At 67.0% G+C, this 15509-nt stretch carries 14 protein-coding genes; 4 read left to right on the top strand and 10 right to left on the bottom strand.

Going from position 1 to position 15509, the window contains the following annotated elements:
• Positions 1-17 precede the first annotated feature (17 nt).
• The gene (locus ROZ00_14550) at positions 18-380 is read right to left on the bottom strand and encodes a response regulator (GenBank protein MDT3737445.1); all 363 of its coding nucleotides are present in this window, start codon (positions 378-380) and stop codon (positions 18-20) included.
• A 170-nt stretch (positions 381-550) separates the two neighbouring features.
• The gene (locus ROZ00_14545; protein ID MDT3737444.1) at positions 551-733 is read right to left on the bottom strand and encodes a rubredoxin; all 183 of its coding nucleotides are present in this window, start codon (positions 731-733) and stop codon (positions 551-553) included.
• Positions 734-803: 70 nt separating this feature from the next.
• Here ROZ00_14545 and ROZ00_14540 point away from each other — a divergent pair, with 70 nt between their 5' ends.
• The gene (locus ROZ00_14540) at positions 804-1637 is read left to right on the top strand and encodes a hydroxymethylpyrimidine/phosphomethylpyrimidine kinase (protein MDT3737443.1); all 834 of its coding nucleotides are present in this window, start codon (positions 804-806) and stop codon (positions 1635-1637) included.
• Positions 1627-2271: a thiamine phosphate synthase gene (thiE, locus tag ROZ00_14535; protein ID MDT3737442.1), complete on the top strand. Its 645-nt coding sequence runs from the start codon at positions 1627-1629 to the stop codon at positions 2269-2271. Before ROZ00_14540 ends, thiE begins: the two co-directional genes overlap by 11 nt.
• On the opposite strand, the gene ROZ00_14530 is transcribed toward thiE, so the two are convergent.
• Complete coding sequence (locus ROZ00_14530; GenBank protein ID MDT3737441.1) at positions 2246-5944, bottom strand: CheR family methyltransferase; 3699 nt, start codon at positions 5942-5944, stop codon at positions 2246-2248. The two genes, thiE and ROZ00_14530, sit on opposite strands and share 26 nt — an antisense overlap.
• 198 nt (positions 5945-6142) lie before the next feature.
• Between ROZ00_14530 and hemL the strand changes: the two genes are divergently transcribed.
• Positions 6143-7423, top strand: coding sequence for a glutamate-1-semialdehyde 2,1-aminomutase (hemL, locus tag ROZ00_14525; GenBank protein ID MDT3737440.1), 1281 nt, complete (start codon positions 6143-6145; stop codon positions 7421-7423).
• Positions 7424-7503: 80 nt separating this feature from the next.
• Entirely contained in the window at positions 7504-8163 is a 660-nt protein-coding gene (locus tag ROZ00_14520; protein MDT3737439.1) for a GNAT family N-acetyltransferase, read from the top strand.
• Positions 8164-8216: 53 nt separating this feature from the next.
• Here ROZ00_14520 and mgtE read toward each other — a convergent pair whose 3' ends face one another.
• From mgtE to ROZ00_14485, 7 genes are all read right to left on the bottom strand, one after another.
• Positions 8217-9659 carry a magnesium transporter gene (gene mgtE, locus ROZ00_14515; protein MDT3737438.1) on the bottom strand — a complete coding sequence of 481 codons (1443 nt, stop codon included), beginning with the start codon at positions 9657-9659 and terminating at the stop codon, positions 8217-8219.
• An 86-nt stretch (positions 9660-9745) separates the two neighbouring features.
• Positions 9746-10441 (bottom strand): monofunctional biosynthetic peptidoglycan transglycosylase, encoded by a 696-nt coding sequence (gene mtgA, locus ROZ00_14510; protein ID MDT3737437.1) that lies wholly within the window; start codon positions 10439-10441, stop codon positions 9746-9748.
• Positions 10438-11259 (bottom strand): shikimate dehydrogenase, encoded by an 822-nt coding sequence (gene aroE / locus ROZ00_14505; protein MDT3737436.1) that lies wholly within the window; start codon positions 11257-11259, stop codon positions 10438-10440. The genes mtgA and aroE overlap by 4 nt, the downstream gene beginning before the upstream one ends.
• Positions 11256-12104 carry a TonB family protein gene (locus ROZ00_14500; protein ID MDT3737435.1) on the bottom strand — a complete coding sequence of 283 codons (849 nt, stop codon included), beginning with the start codon at positions 12102-12104 and terminating at the stop codon, positions 11256-11258. Before ROZ00_14500 ends, aroE begins: the two co-directional genes overlap by 4 nt.
• Positions 12105-12190: 86 nt before the next feature.
• The gene (locus tag ROZ00_14495) at positions 12191-14086 is read right to left on the bottom strand and encodes an RNB domain-containing ribonuclease (protein ID MDT3737434.1); all 1896 of its coding nucleotides are present in this window, start codon (positions 14084-14086) and stop codon (positions 12191-12193) included.
• A 34-nt stretch (positions 14087-14120) separates the two neighbouring features.
• Positions 14121-14942, bottom strand: coding sequence for a methyltransferase domain-containing protein (locus tag ROZ00_14490; protein ID MDT3737433.1), 822 nt, complete (start codon positions 14940-14942; stop codon positions 14121-14123).
• Positions 14939-15508, bottom strand: a complete 570-nt coding sequence (locus tag ROZ00_14485; GenBank protein ID MDT3737432.1) for a YqiA/YcfP family alpha/beta fold hydrolase — start codon at positions 15506-15508, stop codon at positions 14939-14941. Before ROZ00_14485 ends, ROZ00_14490 begins: the two co-directional genes overlap by 4 nt.
• Position 15509 lies beyond the last annotated feature (1 nt).

Genomic DNA, 15509 nt, shown 5'->3' with positions numbered 1-15509 from the left:
CTCGCTACGAATGCAAACTAGGAAACACGCTGCGGCAAATGCGCAGCGACGGCCTTGAGCAGGCTATCCTTGGTGAAGGGTTTTGTCAGGTACTCGTCGGAACCGACCATGCGACCGCGCGCCCGGTCGAACAGGCCATCCTTTGACGACAGCATGATGACCGGCGTCACGCCGAAGCGCGGATTCTTCTTGATCAGGGCGCAGGTCTGGTAACCGTCGAGACGCGGCATCATGATGTCGCAAAAGACGATATCGGGGTGGTGGTCGGCTATTTTCGCCAGCGCATCGAAACCGTCCTCCGCCAAGACGACTTGGCAGCCGGCCTGCACCAGGAAAATTTCGGCACTGCGGCGGATGGTGTTGCTGTCGTCGATCACCATCACCTTGACGCCGTTGAGATTGGCAGCTTCCCCCACGCTTCTCCGTCCCCTCCTCTAGCAGGCCGCTGAATATCGCTTCGGATATATGACTTGATATATGACTTCGCGGCCGGGCGCCATAACTATAACCTAAAAAACAGCCATTTCCCCGCCAACTTTGACACACTGGCTCAGATTTCAACCAGCTCGAAATCTTCCTTGCGCGCCCCGCATTCCGGGCAGGCCCAGTTCGGCGGCACGTCTTCCCAGCGGGTGCCGGGCGGAATGCCCTCTTCCGGCAAGCCGGCAGCCTCATCGTAGACGAAGCCACAGACCAGGCACATCCAGGTGCGATAGGGAGCAGGGGTCGTCATTAACATTCTCGGTTAGAATCGGGCCAGTCTACCCCATTCGCTTCCGGCCACACCAGCCGACACCCCGCCCATGCCCCAGGACCTGCTGCCACCCATTGTGATGGTGTTCGCCGCTTCCGATCCTTCCGGCGGCGCCGGCCTGCAGGCCGACATCATGACGCTCTCCAGCATGGGTTGCCATCCCCTCTCGGTGCTCACTGCGCTGACGGTGCAGGACTCGGCCGGCGTCGAGGATGCGCTGGCCATCGATGCCGACTGGGTGGCCGACCAGGCGCGCGCACTGCTCGAAGACATGTCCGTTTCGGCCTTCAAGGTCGGCATGCTGGGCAGTGTCGAGAACATCGCCGCCATCGCCGAGATCATCTCCGACTACCCCGACATCCCGCTTGTCCTCGATCCGGTGCTGGCGTCCGGCCGCGGCGACGAGCTGGCCAGCGAAGACATGATCCTCGCCCTGCGCGAACTGCTGCTGCCGCAGACCACCCTGCTGACGCCGAACAGCCTGGAAGCACGCCGGCTGGCTCTCGACGAGAGCAACGACGAGGATGATCCCGGTCTCGACGAGTGCGCCCGGCGACTGGTGGGCGCCGGCGCCGAGTTCGTTCTGATCACCGGCACCCACGAGCACAGCGCCCAGGTCGTCAATTCCCTCTACGGAGAGAACGGCCTGATCCGCGCCGATGCCTGGGAACGCCTGCCCGGCAGTTACCACGGCTCGGGTTGCACCCTGGCCTCGGCCATCGCCGCCAACCTGGCCAACGGCCTGGACATCGCCGAGGCCGTGCGCGACGCCCAGGACTACACCTGGCAGGCGCTCGCCAACGGTTTCCGGCCCGGCATGGGCCAGTATCTGCCCGATCGATTCTTCTGGGCACGCGAATCCGGGCCCGAGGATGAAGCTTAAGGGTCTGTACGCCGTCACCCCGGACCTGGCCGATACCGCCGACCTGCTGCGCCGCGCCGAGCAGGCCGTGCTCGGCGGCGTCTGCCTGGTGCAATACCGTAACAAGCCGGCCGGCGCCGCCCTTCGGCGCGAGCAGGCGCAGGCCCTGCTCGGGCTGTGCCGCCGGCACGGGGTGCCGCTCGTCATCAACGACGATCTGGCATTGGCCCAGGACATCGGCGCCGACGGCGCCCACCTCGGCCGCGAGGACGGCGACCTGGCCGCCGCCCGCGCTGCCCTGGGACCGGGGAAACTGCTCGGCATCTCCTGCTACGACGAGATGGAACGGGCGCGGGAAGCCGGGCGCATCGGCGCCGACTACATCGCCTTCGGCAGCTTCTTCGCCTCGCCGACCAAGCCAGCCGCCGTGCGCGCGCCGCTGACTTTGCTTGCCGAGGCCCGCAACGAACTGGGGCTGCCGGTCTGCGCCATCGGCGGCATCACCCTGCAGAACGCCCCGCAACTGATCGCCGCCGGCGCCGACCTGCTGGCCGTCATCAGCGACCTTTTCGAGGCACCGGACATCGCCGCCAGGGCAGCCGCCTACGCGAAAATCTGGCAGATGCCGCTCACGCCCCGCGTTCGCCCAGCGTGAAGTAAAACGTCGCCCCCTCCTGGGGCCGGCCTTCGGCCCAGATGCGGCCGCCATGCTTGCGCAGTATGCGGTTAACAATGGCCAGGCCGATTCCCTCGCCCTCGAACTCGCTGCCGGAATGCAGCCGCTGGAAATTGCCGAACAGCTTGGCGGCAAACGCCATGTCGAAGCCAACGCCGTTGTCCCTGAAAAAATAGACCGTTTCGCCATCCACGACAGTGCGACCGAATTCGATTCGCGCAAACTGCCGTGTGCGCGTGAACTTCCAGGCGTTGCGCATGAGGTTCTCCAGCACGACGCGCGTCAGGCCGGGATCGGCATGCGCGATCAGGGGCTCGGTGCCCGCGCAGATGAATTCCAGCTGCCGCCCGGGGTCGGCCGCCTGCAGCGCCTGGACGATTTCGCCTGCCTGCTCGCACAGGTCCACCGGCTGACGCTGGAGCACCCAGCGGGAGACCCGCGCCAGCTCGAGCAGATCGTCGATGAGGTCGCCCATGCGCTGCGTCGCCTGGCGAACGCGATTCAGATAGGCATGTCCCCTCTCGTCCAATTGCGCCCCATACTCATCCAGTAACGCGTGGCTGAAGCCGTCTATGGCGCGCAGCGGCGTGCGCAGGTCGTGGGAGACCGAATAACTGAAGGCCTCGAGCTCCCGGTTCGATTGCTCCAGCTCCGCCGTCCGCGCATGGACACGCTCCTCCAGCGAGGCCGCCAGACGACGCGACTCCTCTTCAGCCCGCTTGCGCGCACCCAGGTCGTAGAGCAGCCATACCTCCCCCTGGCTGAAGTGATACATGCTGACTTCCACATGGATCGTCGAGCCGTCCTTACGCTTCACGCGCATCTCGCGCAACAACGCCCCCTCGTCGTCACCGTCCCCCTGCACGAATTGGTTTTGACCGTCCAGCCTGCCTTCAGGGAGGAAGCGGCTGCGCCAATCGTCAGGGGTGTGCATCTCGTTCCGGGAATAGCCCGTCATGACCTCCGCTGCCCGGTTGATGGTGATTTCACCGCCCTGGATCAGGGCGGCGCCGGTCGGCAGATTCTCGACCATCGTCCGGAAGCGCTCCTCGCTTTCCAGCACCTGCTTGAGCAGGGTAATGTCGGTGAAGGTCAGCACCACGCCGGCAATCTTCGAACCATCGTTCACGAACGGCAGCGCGCGCTTGAGGAACCAGCGCCCGGAGCGGGTCTGTACTTCGCCTTCGGCGGGAAGGCCGCTCGCCATGACGCGCCGGACATCCGCAAGCATGGTTTCCTGGTCGCCCAGATGATAGGCAATATGCTCGATCGGACGCCCGACGTCCTGCTGCATCAGGTGGAAGAAATCGGCGATGGCCGTGTTGAACTTGCGGATGCGCAGGTTCTCATCGAGGAAGACGATACCGGTCTGCAGGTTGCCGAGCAGGTTTTCGTGGTCCTGGTTGAGCTGGCGCAGCTCATCGTTCTTGCGCTCGTACTCGGCGTTGACCGAGTACAGCTCCTCGTTGACCGAGTGCAGTTCCTCGTTGGTGCTCTGCAACTCCTCGTTGGACGCCAGCATTTCTTCGTTGGTGGCCTGCAGTTCCTCGTTGCTCGTCTGCAGCTCCTGGATCGTCGCCTGGAGGTCGCTCTTGGTCAGCTGGAGTTCGTACTCCAGATCCGCAATCCGCCGCCGCGATTCGTCGGTCAGCTCGAAGACGCTTTCTCCGGCCGCGGATGAGCGCCAGTCCGCGGCCGGCACGGGGTCCGGGGCTTCCTGCGCCTCGCGAAATCCGATGAAGAAATGGTTGATGCGCGCCTTCTCGTGGGCAATTCGCTCCGCCGTCACGATCAGGGTCTTCGCCTCGCCGCCGACCGTCACCGCCACCCCGGACGTCACGACCGGCCCATCCTGCTTTTGCGCGCGCAGCAGGCTGGTGCTCACCGCCAGGCGCAGGTCGCCATCGATGGCGGCGAAGAGATCGGCGGAGCTCCGCCCGGCCGGCCCCTTCAGGTAGCGGGCAGCATCGCCGAAATAGTGCAATATCTGGCTGTTCTCATCGACCAGCAGGCCCGGCGCCAGATAGCGTCCCAGCAAGGCATCGTAGTCCTCGACCAGAACGCGATCCAGCGTCAGCTTCGAACCCGCCCGGAGCGGCGTCACGGCCTGCCAGTGCGCATCCGCACCCTGCTCGCCGCGGCGGGTGAACATCGGCAGCTTGCCCTCGCCGATCCGGCTGTAGAGCTTGGCCTGCGCGTCGACCACCTCGAATTCTCCGGAGAGAATGCCGGTGCCTTCGCTGGAGCCGAGGAACAGGATTCCCTGCGGTCGCAGCGCAAAGTGGAACAGGGCGATTACCCGCTCCTGTGCCGCCGGCTCCAGGTAGATCAGCATGTTGCGGCAGGTGATCAGGTCGATGTTCGTGAACGGCGGGTCGGACAAGGCGTTGTGGGCGGCGAAAATGACGATCTTGCGCAGTTCCGGGGTGATGCGATAGGCGCCATCGTCGTCCTTCAGGAAGTAGCGCGACAGATATTCGCTGGGCACCCCGGCGATGTGCTTGGCGTCATAACGGCCGAGCGAGGCGAAATCCAGCGAGCGCCGGTGCACATCGGTGGCGAAGACGTTGAGCTTTCCCTTGTAGCCGACCCGCTCCGCCGACTCCTTGAGCAGAATGGCGACCGAATACGCTTCTTCTCCGGTCGCGCAACCTGCGACCCAGGCGCGCACCTGGGGACTGTCCTTGGCGCGTTCGAACAATTTCGGCAGCACCTGCTTGCCCAGCTTGGTGAAGGCGCGGCTGTCGCGGAAGAAGCGCGTCACTCCGATCAGCAGGTCGCGGTACAACGCATCGATTTCCTCCGCATCCTGCTCCAGCAGGTCGGCGTATTCCTTGATGCCAGGGCAGCGGCACAACGCCATGCGCCGCTCGATGCGGCGCCCGACCGTGGTCGGCTTGTACTGCGCAAAGTCGATGCCGAAGTCGCGCCGCAGGAAACCGAAGATCCGCTGCATGGGCGTTTTTTCATCCCCGGCCGTGGCCAGCGGGATTGCACCGTCCAGCTGCAGCAAAGAAAAACGGGCCAGGCTCTCAGGATCGGCCAGCCAGCTGAGGATGGCCTTCGGCATCTCTTCGGGAGCGCCGACAAAATCCGCGATTCCCGTATCCGCCGCGCTCTTCGGCATGCCGTCGAATTGGGCGCTGACCGTGTCCTGCACCAGGACGAGGCCGCCGGCACGGGCAATGTCGCGGATGCCGCGCGAACCGTCGGATCCCGTGCCGGAAAGAATCACGCCGACGCAGCGGTTCGGCGCCTCCTTCGCCAGGGAAGAGAAAAAGATGTCGATCGGCATCGCCGGCAGGTCGGCGCCGCTCGCCGGCTCGACCCGGAATGAGCCGGCCTTCACCGTGATTCTGGATTTGGGCTGGTTCAGATAGACGCGATCCGGCTCGACTCGCGCGCCGTCGCGGACATGCTCGATCTTCAGGGGGGTGTGGCGCGCCAGCAGGTCGTTCATCAGACTCTTGAAGTCCGGTGACAGATGCTGGATCAGCACGAAGGCGATGCCGGTGCCGACCGGCATCGCATCGAAAAACGCCTCGAGCGCCTGCAAGCCGCCGGCCGATGCGCCGATGCCGACCACCATCGGCATATGTCCCTTGGCGGCCTTCGGCAAGGCCTTGCCACGCCGCCTTTCACTTACGTTCATTGCGACCCCAGAAAAATCCTCACCGTTTTACGACCGGATTCTGGGGTCGCCGACATGGTTATATTACTGCATCCACACCCGATGGATTGATTTGTCTCAATATTTACTCCTCGGCGGCCCCTCTGGCGAAGGCGGCAACGGAGAGAATCGGGGATAATTGCCTTATTCCGATATCCCGAAACACCCGGAGCCTGCCGTATGCCCAGCAAGAACGAACAGCTTTTCGCCCGCGCCCAGAAAACCATCCCCGGCGGCGTCAATTCGCCGGTGCGCGCCTTCCGCTCGGTCGGCGGCACGCCGCGCTTCTTCACGCGCGGCGAAGGGCCCTACGTATGGGACGCCGACGGCAAGCGCTTCATCGACTACGTCGGCTCCTGGGGGCCGCTGGTGCTGGGCCACGCCCACCCCGATGTGCTCAAGGCCGTGCACGACGCCGTGTCGCGGGGACTGACTTTCGGCGCGCCGACGGAAGCCGAGGTCGAGATGGCCGAGCTGCTGACGCAACTGCTGCCCGGTCTGGAGATGGTGCGTCTGGTCTCCTCCGGCACCGAGGCGACGATGAGCGCCATCCGCCTCGCGCGCGGCTTCACCGGCCGCGACGCCATCGTCAAGTTCGAGGGCTGCTACCACGGCCACGCCGACAGCCTGCTGGTCAAGGCCGGCTCGGGCGCGCTCACCTTCGGCAATCCTTCCTCGGGCGGCGTGCCGGCGGATTTCGCCAAACACACCCTGGTACTCGACTACAACGACGTCCAGCAACTCGAGGACACCTTCGCCAAGGCCGGCGACCGGATCGCCGCGGTCATCGTCGAGCCGGTGGTCGGCAACATGAACCTCATCGCGCCGAAGCCGGAATTCCTCCAGGCCATGCGCCGGCTGTGCACGCAGCACGGCGCGGTGCTGATCTTCGACGAGGTGATGACCGGCTTCCGCGTCGGCCTCACCGGCGCGCAGGGCCACTACGGCATCCGGCCCGACCTCACCACCCTGGGCAAGGTCATCGGCGGCGGCATGCCGGTGGGCGCCTTCGGCGGCCGGCGCGACATCATGGAAAAGATCGCCCCGCTCGGGCCGGTGTACCAGGCCGGCACCCTGTCCGGCAGCCCGGTGGCGGTGGCGGCCGGCCTCGCCACCCTCAAGCTCGTCTCGCAACCCGGCTTCTACGAGCAGCTTGCCGCCAAGACGCAGCGCCTGATGGACGGGCTGCAGGCGGAGGCGAAGCAGCGCGGCGTGACCTTCAGTGCCCAGGCCGTCGGCGGCATGTTCGGCCTGTATTTCCGCGCCGCGCCGCCGACGAGCTACGCCGAGGTGATGGAATGCGACAAGGAGGCCTTCAACCGCTTCTTCCACGCCATGCTGGAGAAGGGCGTGTACTTCGCCCCCTCGGCCTTCGAGGCCGGCTTCGTCTCGGCAGCGCATTCGGATGCCGACCTGGCCGCCACCTGCGCCGCCGCCGGGGAAGTCTTCTCAAATTTCTAGGTTGCAATGCCGAAACGGGCGAGAGTAGGCTTGATTCACGCCAAGGCGTGCCCCACATAGTACGCGTGAGAATCCTCCCCATGAAGACCGTCCCCGTCCTGCAGCTTTCCGAGACCAACCGCGAGGCCTTGCGCCGCCACTTCCTCGCCCTCGACGCCGCGGACCTGCGGCTGCGCTTCGAACACGTCATCAGCGAGGTCGCGCTGATGAAGTATGTCGACTCGATCGATTTCGGGCGCGACGCGGTGTTCGGCGTCTTCGACGACAAGCTCGAACTGGCCGGCGTGGCGCATCTCGGCCTGCGCGGCGAGATCGCGGAATTCGGCGTCAGCGTCGTCCCCGGCCATCGCGGCGAGGGCATCGGCACGGCGCTGTACCGGCGCGCCTACGAGTATTCGCGCAACCACCGCATCACCACGCTGTTCGTGCATTGCCTGAAGGAGAACGCGGCGATGATGCACATCGCCCGCAAGGCCGGCATGGAGATCGTGCTCGACGCGGCCGAGGTGGAAGCGCATCTGCGCGTGCCGCCGGGCGATCCGGTGAGCTATACGGAAGAGTTCATCGACGACCGCGTCGGCCTGTTCGACCTGGCGCTGAAATCGCAGTTCCTCGCCGCCCGCACGTTCACCGAAGCCATGGCGAATGCGGCCGATACCCTCGCCCATCCTTCACAGCAGGAAGAGGGTGGCAAGGCCAAGACAACACGCCGCAACGCGGCTTGTTGCGGCAAAGGCTAACCGGCGCAGCCGGTTAAGCGGCGTAGCCGCGGCCGGAGCCAAAAATAAACGAGTTACAGAAGAAACAGGGTAGCGAGCCCAAGGAAGATGAAGAAACCACCGCTATCCGTCACGGCGGTGATCATCACGCTGGAACCGATGGCCGGGTCGTAGCCCAGGCGCTGGCGCAGCAGCGGCACGGCCACGCCGACCACCGCCGCCACCATCAGGTTCAGCATCATCGCCGCCGTCATCACCAGGCCGAGCGGCACGCTGCGGTAGAGCCACCAGGCGACGAAGCCGAGCAGGCTGCCCCAGATCAGGCCGTTCACCATCGCCACGCCGATCTCCTTGCGCAGCAGCACGCGGGCGCTCTCCTGCTGCACCTGGCCCAGCGCCATGGCGCGCACGATCATGGTGATGGTCTGGTTGCCGGAGTTGCCGCCGATGCCGGCGACGATCGGCATCAGTGCGGCGAGGGCGACCAGCTTCTCGATCGAACCCTCGAAGGCGCCGATCACGCGCGATGCGACGAAGGCGGTGATCAGGTTGATCGCCAGCCAGGACCAGCGGTTCTTCACCGAGTCCCACACCGAGGCGAAGATGTCCTCGCCCTCGCGCAGACCGGCGCGGGAGAGCTGTTCCGTCTCCGTCGATTCGCGGATGTAGTCCACCACCGCGTTCACCGTCACCCGGCCGACCAGCTTGTGGTCCTTGTCCACCACCGGCGCCGAGACCAGGTCGTAGCGCTCGAAGGCCTGCGCCGCCGTCTGCGCCTTGTCGTCCGGCTCCAGGGTGAGCGGCTCGGCCACCATGATGTTCGACACCATTTCGTCCGGGTCGGTGACCAGCAGCAGGTTGAGGGGCAGCACGCCCTGCAGGTGCTCTTCGCGGTCGACCACGAAGAGCTGGTCGGTATGATCCGGCAGCTCGTCGAAGCGGCGCAGGTAGCGCAGCACCGCCTCGAGGGTGACGTCCTCGCGCACCGTCACCGCCTCGAAGTCCATCAGGGCCCCGACCGAATCCTCGTCGTAGGACATCGCCGCGCGCAGCTGCTCGCGCTCCTCCACCGAGAGGGCGCGGAAGACGTCCTGCATGACCTCGCTGGGCAGGTCCGGCGCCAGATCGGCGATCTCGTCGGTGTCGAGCTGTTCCGTCGCGGCGACCAGCTCGTGAGAGTCCATCGCCTCGATGAGGGTCTCGCGCACCGCGTCGGAGACTTCCAGCAGGATCTCGCCGTCGCGGTCGGCCTTGACCAGGTCCCAGACGAAGAGGCGCTCGTCGAGCGGCAGCGCCTCGAGGATGTAGGCGATGTCGGCCGGATGCAGCTCATCCAGCTTGCGGCGCAGCTCGGCGATGTGCTGCTTGTGCACGATGTTTTCGACCAGCTCGTGGCGCGGCATCTCCTGGCGGTGCACCAGGCCCTCCACGACGCGATGGCGCGCCAGCAGCTCCTGCACTTCGCGCAGTTCCTGCTGGACGTCTTCGCTCTGGCGGATATCCTCGATGTCGGACATGGCTTACATCACGCTGGGCCGCGCCGCTTGTGCGGTGCCGGAAAGGCGGGATTGTAAGGAATTTGCCCGCGCGAGGCGATTAAAACTTAGGGAATGTCGGCCGCGTTCATGCGGCCGAGAACGACCTGGCTGCGGGCAGCCAGATAGGGCGAGTTCGGCAGGCGGCCGAACTTGCGCGGATTGGGCAGCAGCACCGCCAGACGCGCTGCCTGCTCGGCGGAGAGCTGGGAGGCGGAAACCCCATAGTAGTGGCGGGCGGCGGCCTCGGCGCCGAAGACGCCGCTGCCCCACTCGACGACGTTGAGGTAGATCTCGAGGATGCGCCGCTTGTCCATCACCGCTTCCAGCATGAGGGTGATGACGGCCTCCTGCGCCTTGCGCCAGGGCGTCTTCGAGGCGGAGAGGAACAGGTTCTTCGCCAGCTGCTGGGAGATGGTCGAGCCGCCGGCGACGATGCGGCCCTTCTTTTGGTTCTTCTCCAGCGCCTTCTGGATGCCTTCCCAGTCGAAGCCCTCGTGCTCGGAGAATTTGGCGTCCTCGGCGGCAATCACGGCGCGCTTGAGGTGGACCGAGATGCGCTCGTAGGGCGCCCACTGCTTCTTCAGTTCGGCGCGGGCATCCTTCTCGCGCAACTCATCGAGCCGGAGGGACATGAAGCTGGTGGTGGAGGGGTTGACGAACTTCCACCACACCACCCAGCCGAAATACCAGCCCTGCCATGCGAGCAGCAGCAGGACGAGAACCGCCAGCCCGCGCCGGCTCCACCTCCAGAACGCTTTCATGCCCCTCGCAACAGAGCCAGCACGGGCGCGGTCGGCGGCCTTACGCCGCGCCAGAGGAAGAAGGATTCCGCCGCCTGCTCGACCAGCATGCCGAGGCCGTCGGCCAGCCGCGCCGCACCCTGCGCCCGCGCCGCGGCCAGGAACGGCGTCTCGCGGCCGTACACCATGTCGTAGGCAAGGCTGTGCGCCGCATACAGCCCTTCGGGCAGCGGCGGGGCTTCGTCCGCCAGGCTGGCGGCGGTGGCATTGATGACGAGATCGAACTGCCGGCCGGCCAGTTCGCCGAAGCCGCCGGCATCCATGGCACAACCGCCCGCATGCGGGGAGAACTCGGCCAGCAGCTGCCGCGCCTTGGCGGCCGTCCGATTGGCCAGGGCCAGTGCGGCCGGCCGTTCCGCCAGCAGGGGCAGCATGACGCCGCGCGCCGCGCCGCCGGCACCGAGCAGGAGGATGCGCCGGCCGGCCGGCGGGAACCCGAGATTGCGCACCAGGTCGGCGACGAGGCCAACGCCATCGGTATTGTCGCCATGGATGCCGGCCTGGGAAAAAACCAGGGTGTTGACCGCCTTCGCCGCCTCGGCGCGCGGGGAGCGGGTGCCGGCCAGGGCAAAGGCCTCCAGCTTGAAAGGCACGGTGACGTTCATGCCGCGGCCGCCCGCCGCGATGAAGGCGCGCACCGCCGCCGCGAAGCCGCCCGGCGGCGCCAGGATGGCTTCGTAGCTCATGTCCTGCAAAGTCAGTCCGGCGAAGGCGGCGTGGATCTGCGGCGACTTCGAGTGCGCGATCGGGTTGCCGATGACGGCGTAGCGGTCCGTCATTCCGAGGTCAGGCGGTCGGCCTTGGTGAACACCCAGGTACGGGCGAAGGCGACGATGTCGGTCTGGCGCTTCAGTTCGGCGGAGAAGCTGCCGTAGGGCGCGGCCATGCGCACGATGCGCATCGCCGCCTCGTCGAGGATCTTGTGGCCGGAGGAGCGCTGCACCTCGACGCGCTCGAGGCTGCCGTCGGCCTTGATCTCGACGTAGAGCAGCAGGTTGCCGTAGAGCTTGCCCTTGGCCGCCTCCGGATAGTTGAGGTTGCCGATGCGCTCGACCTTCTGGCGCCAGTCCTCCAGATACTGGGCGGCGGCGTACTCCTCGGTGCGGGCGCCGATGAACTTCTTGCGCGGCCGCTTGTTGTATTCCTCGATCTGGCGCGCGATCTGCGCCTCCATGCGGGCGATGGCCAGGGCGCTCTGCGCCAGGTCGGCGCCGCGCACGCTGGCCTGTTCGGGCTGCACTTCGCTGTGCCTGGCCTCGGCCTGGATGGCTTTCCTGCTCTTCGCCTGGGTCAGCAGCTTCTGCTGCTGGGCTTCCAGCTCCTGCACGCGGCGCTGCGCCTCCATCAGGCTGTCGCCGGGCTGCACCTGCCGGGAGGCCGGCAAGGGCGTCTTGGCGCGGCGGTTTTCGTCGGTATTGCCGCCGCCGTCGAGGTTGGCCTGGGCGCGCGCCTGCGCGTTCACCGGCTTGCGCGCGCTCTTGGCGTTGACCAGCACCACTTCCAGCGTGGCGTTGGTCGCGCGCTTGAGGGCGTCGGGCAGCTTGAAGTGGATGGACAGGAGAACGGCATGGAAGGCCAGCGAGGCGATCAGCGCCAGGGTGAAGCCGCGACGGGAGGGATCCATGCGGGAAAGCCAGCCCGGCCAGGCCAGTCTCATGGCCGCAGTTTGGGGAAGCGTAGCAACTCCGCGCTCTGGCATGGCCTCGAATTCTACTCCGGAAACGTTTCGTCTTCGACGCTTTCCGCGCTGTCCGGTTCGCCGAGCGTCGCCAGGTAACGACACTGCGCTTCTGCCGCCAGCAGGTCGATGCCGGAGATGGCGACGCTGACCCGCGTGCGCGGATCGCAGGCCGGCAGCGACGGGCAGCGCTGGAAGAACGGCAGATGTTCCAGCCGCAGCAGGCTCTCGCGCACGACGCGTGCCGTGGTTTCCCCGACGCCTTCCTGCAGCAGCCAGCGCAGGCACCAGTAGCGCTCCATGCCGCGCTGGAACTCGGCGTAGGCGGCATAGGTGATCTCGAAATCGCGCATCGCCGAGAGCAGCGCCTCGGAGCGCGTCGTGAACGGCGGCGACTCCCCGGAGAGGTGCGCCAGCAATTGCCATTGGTTGACCAGGTCGACATAGCGGCGCAGCGGCGAACTCGACCAGGCGTAGCAGTCGACGCCGAGGCCCTCGTGCGAGAGCGCCGCCGTGGTCATGCGCACCTTGCCGGCGGCCTGCACGCGGTAGATGGCGGCCACCTGCGCTTCGGCCAGCAGCTTGCCCCAGCTGGCGTTGGCGGCAATCATCAGCTCTGCCACCAGCTTGTCGAGCGGCGAACCGCGGCGGCGCTCGACGATGTCGATGCGGCCCTCCGGCTCGGTCCAGTCGACGTGGAAGCTGTACTCGGTGTTCAGCTGGTTGGTCGCGGGCTTGCCGCGGCCGGCTTCCAGCACCGTGGCGAATTCCCACAGCAGGGTCAGTTCGCGCTTGTAGTCGAAGTCCGGCCCGCCCCCGGCCAGCGTCTCTTCGTTGAAGACCGGCTCGATGTCGTGGTGGCGCAGGTTGGCCGCCACCGGCACCCGCTCGACGCGGGAGTTCGCGCCGCGGACGGCGTAGTCCGGCCCCACCTCGAGGTAGAGCGAGAGCGCCGGGCAGTCGCGGCCGGCCGACAGGGTGAAGCGCTCGACCACCTCTTCCGGCAGCATGGTGATCTTGCGGCCGGGCATGTACACCGTGGACAGGCGGCTGCGGGCGATCTCGCCCAGCGCCGATTCCGGGCGGATGCCCAGCCCCGGCGCGGCGATGTGGATGCCGATGCGCCAGCCGCCGCCATCGAGCGGCGTCACCGAGAAGGCATCGTCGATCTCCGTCGTCGCCGCATCATCGATGGAAAAGGCCCGCACGTCGGCCCGCGGCAGGTCGTCCGGCATCCGGGGCGCTTCGTAGTCGCCGAAACCGGTGCCCTGCGGGAAGTATTCGAACAGAAAGCGGTCGAGGTGGTAGTCGTGGCTGGAGGGGAGCGCCCCGCAGCGCGCCAGCAGGTGGGCGGCGGCGAGGCCCGTCTCCTCGCAGGCCAGCTCCAGCGCCTTGGTCTCGAGGCGGTTGCGGTCGGGCTTGTAGAGCAGCGGTTTCAGCAGCGGCGGGAACTCCGCCGGCAGCGTGCCGGCCTTGAGTTCATTGGCCATGCGCTCGATGGCCAGCGCCTGCTGGCGCTTCTTCTCCAGGCCGGCCAGCGCCGCCTTGAGGATGTCCGGCGGCGCCTTGCGGAAGCGGCCCTTGCCCTTGCGGTGAAAGTAGATGGGCGCGGCGTGCAGGCGCAGCAGGATGGCCGCCGCCTCGACCGGCTGCGGCGGGCGGCCGAAGTATTCGCGTGCCAGGTCTTCGAAGCCGAACTCGGCCTCGCCGCAGGCTTCCCAGAGGAATTCCGGCTCGATGCCCTCCGCCTCGGACCCGGCGTGATCGAGCAGTTCGCCCGGCGCCGGGGCGGCGAAGCGCAGCAGCACGTTGGCGGCCTTCACCTTGACGCGCTTGCCGGTACTCGTTTCGATCTGGAGCGAAGTCGCGTTGTCGGCGAGCATGGTGCCGGCCTTGAACGCGCCGTCCTCTTCAAACAGGACATGCATCGGGAGTTGCAGGAAGCAGGAGGGTAGGGCGCGATTATACCCGACGCGCCCTGGCGATCAGGACTTCGCTCTGCGCCACATAGCCCGCGCCCTGCCGGCAGGGCGCCAGTTCCTGCGCCACCTCCTCGCCCAGGCGGGCCAGCGTCGCCTCGGGCAGGCGCGACAGGCCGGCCGCCGCGCCGCCGGCCAGGTCGCGGAAGGCCTGCCAGTAGGCCTGCGGCGTATCGAAGGCGCAGCTGAGGAGGTGGGCATGCAGTTCGACGTCGCCGAAGCCCGCCGCTTCCAGCGTCCGCCGCAGCAGGGCCGGCTCGCCGAAGCGGAAGGGCGACAGGCGCTCGACCTTCGGCGGCGGCAGGAGGCGGCGGATGCACTGCAGGGCGCAGGACACCAGCGGCGCGCGCGCCTCCTCGCCCCACACCGAGAACACGGCGAGGCCGTCCGGCTTGAGCACGCGGCGCATTTCCGCCAGCGCCCGCGGCGCGTCGGGAAAGAACATCAGGCCGAGGCCGCACAGCACGCGGTCGAAGGCGGCATCGCGAAAAGTCAGTCGCTCCGCATCGGCGGCGGCGAACTGCAGGTTGCCCGCCGACGCGCGCCGGCGCCCCTCGGCCAGCGCCTGTTCGGCGATGTCGCTCGCCACCACCAGGCCGCCGGGTATCGCCCGCGCCGCCTCGCACGCCAGCACGCCCGGCCCGCTCGCGAGATCCAGCACGGCCTGGCCGGGCTGCAGGTCGGCCGCGCCGATCAGGGCGGCGTTCAGCCCGGTGCGCAGGGCGGCGCTCTCGGCGTAGCGCGCGGCGATCAGGTTGTAGCCGGTGCGCTCCTCGCGCTTGAAACGGTCAGGATCGAAGCTCATGTCAGCAGTCCGGCAAAGCGCAATACCTCATCCAGGTAGTCCGGCCAGCGCGTGAAGCTGTGGTCGCCGCCCTCGAGCACCGCCTGCCGCGCGCCGGCGTATTTCGCCACCGCCTGGCGATAATCGAGCACCTCGTCGCCGGTTTCGACGAGCAGAAGGAAATCCTGCGGACGGGAAATGCGCGTCACTTCGATGGCGCACAGCGCGTCGATGTATTCAGGCCTGAACTCGAAGGTTTCGCCGGTGTACAGGTTGGTCTGCGGCCCGACGAATTCGGCGAGCGAGAGATGCGCCACCACCGCCGGATTGACCAGCACCGCCTTCAGACGATGCTTCTCGGCGAGATGCGTCGCGTAATAGCCGCCGAGCGAACTGCCCACCACGGTGACCGGCGTGGCAGACGCCGCGATCTGCTTCTCGGCCAGGGCAATCGCAGCGCTCGGAGAGGGCGGCAGCTGCCCGCACCAGAACAGGTGGCCGAGGCCGCGCGCTTCCATGTGCGCCTTCAGCCGCTGCGCCTTGGTCGATTGCGGGGAGGAGCGGAACCCGTGCAGGTAAACAATCATG

Source organism: Denitratisoma sp. (assembly GCA_032027165.1).
Taxonomy (GTDB): Bacteria; Pseudomonadota; Gammaproteobacteria; order Burkholderiales; family Rhodocyclaceae; genus Desulfobacillus.
The sequence above is the reverse complement of the archived record's forward strand: the minus strand, read 5'-3'. Positions and strand labels throughout refer to the sequence as shown.

Bases quoted from the DNA above. Each gene is read 5' to 3' on its own strand.
- thiE (MDT3737442.1), top strand. From the start codon at position 1,627: ATGAAGCTTAAGGGTCTGTACGCCGTCACCCCGGACCTGGCCGATACC.
- aroE (MDT3737436.1), bottom strand. From the start codon at position 11,259: ATGACGGACCGCTACGCCGTCATCGGCAACCCGATCGCGCACTCGAAG.
- ROZ00_14550 (MDT3737445.1), bottom strand. From the start codon at position 380: ATGGTGATCGACGACAGCAACACCATCCGCCGCAGTGCCGAAATTTTC.
- ROZ00_14495 (MDT3737434.1), bottom strand. From the start codon at position 14,086: ATGCATGTCCTGTTTGAAGAGGACGGCGCGTTCAAGGCCGGCACCATG.
- ROZ00_14490 (MDT3737433.1), bottom strand. From the start codon at position 14,942: ATGAGCTTCGATCCTGACCGTTTCAAGCGCGAGGAGCGCACCGGCTAC.
- ROZ00_14545 (MDT3737444.1), bottom strand. From the start codon at position 733: ATGACGACCCCTGCTCCCTATCGCACCTGGATGTGCCTGGTCTGTGGC.
- ROZ00_14530 (MDT3737441.1), bottom strand. From the start codon at position 5,944: ATGAACGTAAGTGAAAGGCGGCGTGGCAAGGCCTTGCCGAAGGCCGCC.
- ROZ00_14540 (MDT3737443.1), top strand. From the start codon at position 804: ATGCCCCAGGACCTGCTGCCACCCATTGTGATGGTGTTCGCCGCTTCC.
- hemL (MDT3737440.1), top strand. From the start codon at position 6,143: ATGCCCAGCAAGAACGAACAGCTTTTCGCCCGCGCCCAGAAAACCATC.
- ROZ00_14520 (MDT3737439.1), top strand. From the start codon at position 7,504: ATGAAGACCGTCCCCGTCCTGCAGCTTTCCGAGACCAACCGCGAGGCC.
- mtgA (MDT3737437.1), bottom strand. From the start codon at position 10,441: ATGAAAGCGTTCTGGAGGTGGAGCCGGCGCGGGCTGGCGGTTCTCGTC.
- mgtE (MDT3737438.1), bottom strand. From the start codon at position 9,659: ATGTCCGACATCGAGGATATCCGCCAGAGCGAAGACGTCCAGCAGGAA.
- ROZ00_14485 (MDT3737432.1), bottom strand. From the start codon at position 15,508: ATGATTGTTTACCTGCACGGGTTCCGCTCCTCCCCGCAATCGACCAAG.
- ROZ00_14500 (MDT3737435.1), bottom strand. From the start codon at position 12,104: ATGGATCCCTCCCGTCGCGGCTTCACCCTGGCGCTGATCGCCTCGCTG.